Below are 9020 nucleotides of genomic sequence, written 5' to 3'. Positions count from 1 at the left end.
CACAACATATTCCTTCCGCCCCGATCTGGGCGCGCTTCTCTGTTGCTTCTCCGTTCTCTGAAATCACGATGCGATCACTGCAGTTTACACATTCGTAATAAACTGATGATTTCCGCGGATGTTTGATTTCTTCGGCGAGGCCCAGTCCCGCGCCACGCTCATCCGGCGACTTGGCATCCAGGCTTTCGCCACCGCTCGAACCCGTCCTTGAAAGTATTAATTAATGTATATACAATAAATCATGCAGATCGAATTTGACTCGGCCAAAGACCTGCTCAACCTTGAAACGCACCATGTATCACTAACCCTCATCGAAGAATTCGACTGGGACAGCGCAATAGATGTGCTTGACGAGCGCCATGACTACAAAGAGAAACGTTGGGTTGCGCATGGCTTGATCGGCGAGCGCCTGTTCTGCGTGGTCTACACGATTCGAGGTCCAGCTTTGGGCGTGATTGGCCTACGCAAAGCCAATAAACGCGAGGTAAAGAACTATGTCAAGCAAACGCAAGATCGTAACGCCCACTGATGCGGAAGACGCCGAAATCAATCGCGGCATCGAGGCCGATCCTGACGCGCGAGAACTGAGCGCCGAGGAGATGCGACGCATGCGGCCACTTCGCGAAACGCTCGCTGAGCGTGTTGGAGCGACGGCCGCCGATGCACTGCTCAAACGTCGCGGCCGGCCGCCCGCAGACATCACTAAAGAAGCGATTAGCCTACGCTGTGACCGGGACTTAGTTGAGGCTTTTCGCTCAACCGGTGACGGCTGGCAAACTCGAATAAACGACGCGCTACGCGAGTACGCCACATCGCACCACATGCTCTAACCCGAAGCCCGCGCCCTGCGGGCTTTTTCAGTTTGACGGACAGATAGCAAGGAAGTAAGCGTTGCATGACGACCGTGTTGCTTTAGCATTCGATCATCTGATACGAGGATCGACTGCATGCAGCAAGAGCCGCTTTACGTCGCAAACCGGGTGGTTGCCATCGTCCTGCCCAGCACACCATTTGTTGAATGGATCAATGCTGCCGATCCCTTCCCGGCCAATACAAAGATCACGCTAGATGACGCCCGTGATGAACCATCCGCGTTTCTGATCCCAACGGACAGTAGTGACGACCCGGACCAGCCGGGCAAGCGGTGGATTCAGCGTAACTGGAAGGCGATCTTCGAGCACATGCTAGGGGATTGGTATATCGATCCTGATTTATGGCCGCGCAATCGGACGATCAGGATGTTCAGGGAGTGGTGCGAGATTCGCCTTCACCCGACTGTTCTGGATTGCGCGGTCACACCACTCGAGTACGACGACTGATTCAGATTCCACGGTAGCAATTCATCAACACGGTTGATCGGATGCTCTGCGATGTGAGTGAGAACGTGACGCAGATACGCTTCTGCATCCGCCACGGGCACTGCCCTGGCTCAAATAATCGTTCCCTAGCTATTCGTTCGAGATCTCCGGCATGATCTTCCCCATTTCCATCGCCTGACTGGGCGGCAGTTCCTGAATGCCGATGACAATCTGGTCATCGGGTGCGCCTGTCGCGGTCTGAAACAGCTTCCAAAGACGCTGGATCAGTTCCCGCTTGTATTCAGGTGGGCGGCCGGTGCGGATCAGAAGCGTCAGCGCCGCGGTGGCGGCCGCTTCTCCGGCCGTGAAGCCGTTGCCGGCCGGATACTCCTGAAACACCACATGCACCCAGTTTTTCGGCACACCCGAATAGGAAGCGTGCAGCTCCGTCAGTTCGACCGCGAGCCGTGTCTTGGCCTCGCTGCTGAGTATGCCATCCTGAGTCATCAAGGTATAAAGCGGCATGGAGGCGACTCCTGTCTCGATGGTTCCAACCGGTCACTCAACGTAGTTCTTCAGAATTCGCAGATCCGTCACCGAGTACGACATACCCAGCCGATAACCGCGCCCAACGCGCAGCGGAGCGATCAGGTGCATGTCCTCGCCGGCGACCTCGGGAAGTTTCAGCTCCGCGGCTCCGGTCCAGAGATCGACGATCGCCAGATTGTCCGTGAGCGACATGGTCAGTTCATCGACTGGCGGTTTGTCCTGATGGCCGGCGGCGAGCTGGGGAAAGTAGCGGCGCATGGTCGTCGGCCGGTTGAACACGGTCCTCGGGTCAGCGACGGGCTCCTCGAGCTGGATACGGGCGGTCGCCAGCCGTTCGCCGTGCGCCGAAACACTGGCGCCGAAGCGGCTTCCTTTGGCAAGGGGAGCCGCCGCTGCACTCGGCGCCGAGAAACTGCGGGTCTGGTAGACGCTCGCGAGTTTCTTTGGAAAGCCCTGCGCCCATCCGCGGGCGATGGCGGCATCGTTGTCGACGAAGATGTACGGGCAGTAGTTGACCGGCACGCCGTCGAATACGGCCTCGACCAGCACGAAGGCCTCGCGGTATTGATAACGGGCCGGGTCCGTCAATTCGTCGTTGGACGCCGTGAACTGCCAGTCCAGAAACCAGAAGAAAGCGCGCCCTCCTGACTCCTCGTCCACGGTCATGCCACGCGGAAGCAGTGCCGCGATGGCTGTCGGGTCAGCCCAGTATTCGATGGCCATACAGTCGCTCGAATAGTGCCACGGCGGCATCGTCGCAAGTGCGGATTGTCCTTGCGGCGTAACAGGAACTGAAAACGCTTTAAGCATTTCGTTTCGCCTTCGATGGGAGCGACCGGCAGTCGCGATGACGCATTATTCTGGAAGGCGCTAACGTGTCCTATCCCCCGAACGGGGGTCGAAATGGCCGCTTGAAAGCCCTGCGCAAGGCAGTTGTCCATACCCGTGCATCGAAGGTTTTTGCAGTCATTTTGCCGGTATAGAATCGGCCAAATGTTTAAAGCTACGTTCACGCCTGCAGAAGACGCCAAGGCTCACCAAGGCTCACCATGATTCAGCGGTTGATCGCCTTGCCGTGCAGAAATCCGCGCCTGACCCAGCGCATCGAGGCGACCAGCGTGCTTCATATGAGACTACAAGAATGAATGGGCCGTGCGCTCGGAGACAAAAGTGAGCGAATTCCCGCCGTTCCGGCTCGACCGGGCCAACCAGTGCGTTTGGCAAGTGACGCCAGACGGAGGCCAGTCCCGGCTCAATCTCAGGCCCCGTGCGTATGACATGCTTCAGTACCTAGTCGACAACGCCGGCCGCCTCGTCACGCACGACGAGTTTCTCGACGCGCTCTGGCAAAAAGTCATTGTGCAGCCGGAAGTGCTGAAGGGACACATGCTGTCCATACGGGCCGCGCTCGGCGACGATCCGGCCAACCCCCGCTTCATCGAAACGCTTCGCGGCCGCGGCTATCGTTTCATCGCCCCGCTGCTGGCTCGCACGCCGGTCAACGCCACGGACGATGCCAAGAAACCTCCTGACGGCACCTTCGTCGGACGCACGCCGCAGTTGAACAAGCTCAAAACGCTGTTCGACGAGGCTTGCGCAGGCGAGTCGCGGATTGTGTTCGTCGCCGGCGAACCGGGCATCGGCAAGACCACGCTCGTCAACCGGTTCCTCGGATCGCTCGACGGCCGTGGCGACGTGCTGACTTCGCTCGGGGGCTGCGTGGAGGGTTACGGCGGCACGGAGCCGTATTACCCCGTGCTCGAAGCGCTGGCCCAACTGGTGCGCGGCGATGCGGGGGCCGCCATCATGCGCAGTCTGATCTCGATAGCCCCGACCTGGGCCGCGCAGCTTCCCGGCTCGGTGCCCGAGCGGTATCGCGCGCAGTTGCAGCGGCAACTGGTTGGCGCGGGCAGTGGCCGCATGCTCCGCGAGATCTGCGAGTTTTTTGCCGCTCTCTCGGCGCGAACGCCGCTCGCCCTCGTCTTCGAAGACCTTCATTGGTCGGATTACTCGACGGTCGACATGCTTTCCGCCCTCGCCCGTCATCGCACACGTGCGCGGTTGATGGTCGTGGTCACGTATCGCCCCGAAGATGCGGAGTTGGTTCAGCATCCACTGTGCCGCCTGAACCACGACCTCGGTTTGCAGAAGCTTTGCCATGACATAGTGCTCGAACCGCTGAGCGAAAGCGCCATCGCCGAATACCTTGAAGGCAAAGCGCAGAACGCTCGCGAGAACGGCCTTGCGCAACTCGTTTGCGAGCACTCCGGCGGCAACCCCCTCTTCATGGTGGCAACGCTCGAGCATCTGGTCGCCCAGGGCATCGCCCAGTCCACCCCTGAGGGGTGGAAGCTGCATCGGTCTGCGTCGGAAGTGCGGCTCGACGTCCCGCGGACACTCAGCCAGGTCATCGAGCATCGCATCAAGCGGCTGACGGGCGATCAACGACGCGTGCTGGAAGCCGCGAGCGTGGTGGGACTCAGCTTCAACGCCACCCTCGCCGCTCCAGCGGCGCAGCTAAGCCAGGAACGCGTCGAGCAGACGTGCGAAGCGCTGTGCCGTCAGGAAAGCTTTATCCGCCGTGAAGCGCCAGCGCCGTTCGACCGCATGATCACGGCACGCGTTTACGCATTCCGCCATACGATGTACCGGCAGACTTTCTACGAGCGCCAGGGCACGCTGCGCACCACTCATTCGCATCTGCGGATTGCCGAAGAACTCGAAGCGCGCAGCGCTCCGGAGGAGCATGGCAGCGTTGCGGCGGAACTGGCCCAGCATTTCTCAGCGGCCAAGCAATGGTCGCGTGCGTTGGGGTATCTGCGGATCGCAATCCAGACCGCGAAGAAGCGTCTCGCGTACAACGACGCACTCGCTATCCTCGATCGCGCCATGATGCTGGCGGCCAATTTGCCGAACGAGGCACGCGCAGCGGCCGAGGCTGAGTTTCTCGAAGGACGCGCGTCGGTCTTTACCGCGGCACATGACCGGCGCGCGCTCGAGACCTGCGAACAATTGGCCAGCCGTGCCGCGCAACTCGGTCTGATCGATATCCAGAGCCGCGCATTGCTGAGCCTCGCTTACGCCTATAGCTGGCGCGATCAGTTACGCAGCAGCCGGATTATCGATGAAGCGCTGGTGCTCAGCGAACGGCAGACCAATCTGCAACAGCAGGCGCGCACTCGCATCAGTTGTTACGTCTGGAAAATGTGGGTGCGCGGCTGGCACGCCGACGACATCCGTCAGTGCGAAGCATCGCTCGAACCCTTGGGCAACGGCGACGATCCGTTCACGAGCGCCTGGTCGCAATGCGAATACAGCATGGTGCTGATGGTGTCCGCACAGTATCAACAGGCCCAGGACAACATCCTCGCGAACTACCGGTTCCTCGTCGACAACGATGAGAACCGGCCCGAGTTCAACATGGCGCGCGCCACATGGATGGTCAATCTCGGTGTGCCCTGGACGCTGCTATATCTGGGCGAGCTCGGGCGCGCACATCAGGAGTTCGACCGGGCGATTGCCATGTACGCTACCAACGGCAATCAATATGGCGCCGATACGCTCACGCTGTATCGCTGCTGGGTGCAATTCCATGCACTGGACTTCGACGCCATGCTCGAGTCCTGCAGCCAGATTCTCGCGGAAACCTTGGCCGGGACAGCGGTGCACCGCTCGACCCTTCCCGCAGAGCAACGGCTCGCCATCCTCCTGAAGGGACTGGCCTGTCTTGGCCTGGGCGACACCTGCACGGCGCGCGTGCATTTGCTCGACGTCATGCAGCGCATGGATAACGAGCCGGTGATTTTCGACTGGTACTGGCGACTCGCGCTTGAATGGGGACTCGCAAGCCTTGCGCTGATGCAGGGTGATCTCGACGAAGCGATGAGGCATGCCGCGCGTCTGGTCAAGCTGGTGACCGGCACGGAGGAGCGCACCTGGCAGGGTTTGTCGTGGGAGATTCAGGCTCGCGTCGCGCTTCGCTTTGGCGCGGTGGCGGACGCCGTGCGTCATGTCGAAAAAGCGCTCGTTGCCACCCAGGATTTCCAGACTCCGCTCGCGGACTGGCGCATCCATCGTACGGCGAGCGAGGCCTACCGCTTGAGCGGGGATGCGCAAACGGCTGAACGTCACGCCGAACTGGCGGCTTCCAAAAAAGCGGCGCTCGCGGCAAGTTTGCCCACCGGGCATCGTATGCGCGCCACGTTCGACGCCGGGAATTAGCCCTCGATTGGCTCCGCGAGGCCCCGGCCGATCCGACGCCTGCCTGAACCGACGTTCAAGTTCGAGGACGGTCTCGAAGCGCATCGTACGGACCAGCAGCCAGCCGCGTCAGACCTGCAGGGTGCGCGCCGCGAAGTGGTTGCTGTTGTCGTGAAATCCCAAAACCCGCGTTCAAGCCGAAAAAATCATCGGCATGTGGATCAGACCAAGGCGCGTGGCCAGCGTGACCGCCTCGGTCCGGTTTCTGACTGACAGCTTCGTATAAAGATGCTTTGCGTGCGATTTCACGGTCTCAGGTGCGATGCACAGCTCGGCCGCGATCTGCTTGTTGGACAGACCTTGCCCCATCAGGCTGACGATCAGGCGCTCGCGCTCGCTGACGCCCGCAGCGGCGTTCGGACGTCGCACAGGGAATGGCTCAACAGCGTGGCGCGTGCCGCGTTGCCGATGCACCAGCAGCAGCCGTGCGTAGGGCAGCAGTTCGCCCGTATCGTGCACGGACGCGATCCGCCGTTGCACGATCGCCTCGATCAGCTCCGCGACGCGCACGCTGCAATCGACAAGCGTTTGATGCAGACCGACCGATTGCGCTAGCTTGAGCAGATTGACCAGCCCCTCCACGGCTTCACCGCGTCGGCCCGTCACAAGCGAGGCCTCGACAAGCAACAGCGCAACGGGCACCGCCGCATAGAGACCGCCGCGCCGTACCGTGTCGAAATGAGCCTGCCGCAATGAAGCTATATCGACGGCTCCCGGCGAGCGGACCAAAGCGACGCGCACCCGTGCGATGGTATGAAAACACGTGATCTCGAGGGCCGCGTTGCTACCGCTGCCGCTCGCGGCGCGCTTTTCACGTGCAAGTGCGGCAAGCCGCTCCAGACATTGCGCGGCCTCGTCGACACGCCCGTGGCCCGCTTCGATCTCGACCTGGTACGCGAGGCTCGCCGCCCGCAACCTCGGCCAGCCGCGCCGCACGCCGAGCGCCTCGGCCTCGCCGAGAATCACCAGCGCCCGGCCGGCTTGCCCCCGGCTCGCGGCGATGCGTGCGAGCAGCACATGCGAGCGCAGCGCGCCTTCGAGGGTGCTGCGCTCGCGAATGTCGGCCATCCGCGCGTCGATCAGCGCCTCGGCTTCGTCCACCTGGCGCTGCTCGTAGAGTACTTGCGCGATGATGGCCGCGGGAAACGCATCGGCCGGAACAGGCGTACCGAGGAAGCGCCGACCGGCCTCGAGCGCGTCGGCTGCCAGCAAGCGCGCCGCGTTGAAGCGCATCTGATCGAAGGCGACGGCGGCATCCAAGGCCAGATCGAACAGCGCGGAGACCGCCTGCATCGGACCTGGCCGGCCATCCAGTTTGACGCGTTCCACCGAGTAGAAACGCTTCAGATCACCGCGCCGCCAATACACGCTGCGGCACACCGTCAACGCGATCTGCACAGTCGGCGCGCTTCTGCCAAGCGCGAGCGCGGACAACGCGGCTGGCAAGGCGGCCACCTCATCGTCCTGGAACGCGAGCGCTGCCGCCCGCAGCGCCGCGATTTCGCCGTGAAGCGCTTTCGTCACCGTCACCGACAGCCGGTTCGCTTGCTGTTCGATCAGGTCAGCGATGACCAGCGCCTCGCGGGAATCGAAGCGCATGATGGCTTGCCACGCCCGTTCGATATCGAGCCTGATGTGTGCAAAACGGGCGCCCACCCCGGTGCCACCAGTCCGCAGAATCTGCACTGCGGCCGCGGTATCGCTAACGAGTGGCAGGGACCCGGCGGCGGCGCTCGTTTGCCGCGCGCCCAGTTCGGGCGAACCGCATGGAATAGCCACGCTTCGCGGTGTCCGGCCAACTGTCGATAAACTTTCGCATGCAACGACATCGTTCATTTCAGGCTCCGTAGGGACACCAGATCGTCGCAACCGCACAACGAGCAAAGGTGCGGCCCAGACTAAATCCGGCACCGCTACGAAGCGTGATGATTCGGTTATGTTTCGGTAATGGCCGGGTAATCGAGGGGCCTATACGGACCTTCAACGGATAACCCGGCAAGAAAGGACCGCTCGACGCCGCTATTCGTATGCGGCAATCCCGCTATCGCGGAACGTCTCGTTGAGCGGCGTGACCGGGCGAGTCGTCGGGCAACCTGGCGCCGCGCATGCGCCCCGCCATGCGTTAGGCGGCTCGCCGATCATTCGCTTGATTGGTGAGCATCATGCGCGAGCCGTGCGCTCCTCCGGTATCCCCTCGATGGGTGAAACCGCACTGCACGAGCGTGTCCGCTTGGCTCTCAGGTCTTGGCGCCGCGCCGCGGTTTGATGGCGCCAGCCGGCTGATTCTTCGCGATGGTCGAGCGGAGCGCCGAGTAGGCGGGTGCCACCATCGGATAGTTGGCGGGCAGCCCCCATTTCGATCGATACTGATCGGGGGTCATGCCGTAGCGGTGTTGAAGATGGCGTTTGAGCGACTTCATTTTGCGGCCGTCCTCCAGGCAGACCAGGTACTCGTCATGGATCGATTCATCGATCGGGACGGCTGCCTCGGCATGCGCGCCCGCTTCCTCGCAGGGATCGCGCAACGCCGCCAGCGCGGCATGGGTACTCAAAATGAAGGCGGGAAGATCGGCCGCCGGCAGCGGATTGCACGAGACGAAACTCGCCACGATCTCGGCAGTCAGTTCGACCAGATGGGGATGCTCCGTCACGGGCGGCCTCGCGAACTCAAAGAGCCTGCGTTACTGGGATTGCCCGAAAGCGGCGAGCGGATTCGTGCGCCTCCATAAGCTTGTCTCGCTCTCAGGTGGGACACCCGATCAAAGTAGCGGCGCGACCTGGGCGGGTCAACCCCCCGAACGGGGGCGCACCTGCGCCCCGGTCAGCTCCGGACGTCATGCCGGGTAGCCGCGGTGATCACGCCATAACCGATGAGCGTAATCGCAGACGGCACTTCGCCATACAGACGAGATC

General features: G+C 62.0%; 8 protein-coding genes and 1 pseudogene. 4 read left to right on the top strand and 5 right to left on the bottom strand.

From position 1 onward, the window contains the following. Window positions 1-241: 241 nt before the first annotated feature. The 3 genes from FH08_RS0126005 (at window position 242) to FH08_RS0125995 (ending at window position 1319) form a co-directional block, all read left to right on the top strand. Window positions 242-529 carry a BrnT family toxin gene (locus FH08_RS0126005; RefSeq protein ID WP_031361172.1) on the top strand — a complete coding sequence of 96 codons (288 nt, stop codon included), beginning with the start codon at window positions 242-244 and terminating at the stop codon, window positions 527-529. Then, window positions 495-830: a BrnA antitoxin family protein gene (locus tag FH08_RS0126000; protein WP_031361171.1), complete on the top strand. Its 336-nt coding sequence runs from the start codon at window positions 495-497 to the stop codon at window positions 828-830. The genes FH08_RS0126005 and FH08_RS0126000 overlap by 35 nt, the downstream gene beginning before the upstream one ends. 117 nt (window positions 831-947) lie before the next feature. Continuing rightward, window positions 948-1319, top strand: coding sequence for a hypothetical protein (locus FH08_RS0125995; RefSeq protein ID WP_031361170.1), 372 nt, complete (start codon window positions 948-950; stop codon window positions 1317-1319). Here FH08_RS0125995 and FH08_RS50595 read toward each other — a convergent pair. From FH08_RS50595 to FH08_RS0125985, 3 genes and pseudogenes are all read right to left on the bottom strand, one after another. Then, a pseudogene (locus FH08_RS50595) lies at window positions 1268-1408 on the bottom strand (transposase domain-containing protein); the annotation flags it as partial. The gene FH08_RS0125995 and the pseudogene FH08_RS50595 sit on opposite strands and share 52 nt — an antisense overlap. Window positions 1409-1448: 40 nt before the next feature. After that, window positions 1449-1823 (bottom strand): tautomerase family protein, encoded by a 375-nt coding sequence (locus FH08_RS49635; protein ID WP_051888536.1) that lies wholly within the window; start codon window positions 1821-1823, stop codon window positions 1449-1451. A 33-nt stretch (window positions 1824-1856) separates the two neighbouring features. Next, complete coding sequence (locus tag FH08_RS0125985; protein WP_031361168.1) at window positions 1857-2657, bottom strand: acetoacetate decarboxylase family protein; 801 nt, start codon at window positions 2655-2657, stop codon at window positions 1857-1859. Window positions 2658-3017: 360 nt separating this feature from the next. Here FH08_RS0125985 and FH08_RS0125980 point away from each other — a divergent pair, with 360 nt between their 5' ends. After that, window positions 3018-6068 carry an AAA family ATPase gene (locus FH08_RS0125980; protein WP_031361167.1) on the top strand — a complete coding sequence of 1017 codons (3051 nt, stop codon included), beginning with the start codon at window positions 3018-3020 and terminating at the stop codon, window positions 6066-6068. A 171-nt stretch (window positions 6069-6239) separates the two neighbouring features. On the opposite strand, the gene FH08_RS0125975 is transcribed toward FH08_RS0125980, so the two are convergent. Both FH08_RS0125975 and FH08_RS0125970 read right to left on the bottom strand, forming a co-directional pair. Further along, entirely contained in the window at window positions 6240-7943 is a 1704-nt protein-coding gene (locus tag FH08_RS0125975; protein ID WP_031361166.1) for a helix-turn-helix transcriptional regulator, read from the bottom strand. A 401-nt stretch (window positions 7944-8344) separates the two neighbouring features. Then, window positions 8345-8758, bottom strand: coding sequence for a MucR family transcriptional regulator (locus FH08_RS0125970; RefSeq protein WP_031361165.1), 414 nt, complete (start codon window positions 8756-8758; stop codon window positions 8345-8347). Window positions 8759-9020: the final 262 nt, after the last annotated feature.

The organism is Caballeronia sordidicola (assembly GCF_000729995.1).
Classification (GTDB): Bacteria; Pseudomonadota; Gammaproteobacteria; order Burkholderiales; family Burkholderiaceae; genus Caballeronia; species Caballeronia sordidicola_A.
This window is presented reverse-complemented; position numbering and strand designations above follow the sequence as displayed.

Excerpts from the sequence above, each read along its gene's own strand:
- FH08_RS0125995 (WP_031361170.1), top strand. The coding sequence starts at position 948 with ATGCAGCAAGAGCCGCTTTACGTCGCAAACCGGGTGGTTGCCATCGTC.
- FH08_RS0126000 (WP_031361171.1), top strand. The coding sequence starts at position 495 with ATGTCAAGCAAACGCAAGATCGTAACGCCCACTGATGCGGAAGACGCC.
- FH08_RS0126005 (WP_031361172.1), top strand. The coding sequence starts at position 242 with ATGCAGATCGAATTTGACTCGGCCAAAGACCTGCTCAACCTTGAAACG.
- FH08_RS49635 (WP_051888536.1), bottom strand. The coding sequence starts at position 1,823 with ATGCCGCTTTATACCTTGATGACTCAGGATGGCATACTCAGCAGCGAG.
- FH08_RS0125975 (WP_031361166.1), bottom strand. The coding sequence starts at position 7,943 with ATGAACGATGTCGTTGCATGCGAAAGTTTATCGACAGTTGGCCGGACA.
- FH08_RS0125985 (WP_031361168.1), bottom strand. The coding sequence starts at position 2,657 with ATGCTTAAAGCGTTTTCAGTTCCTGTTACGCCGCAAGGACAATCCGCA.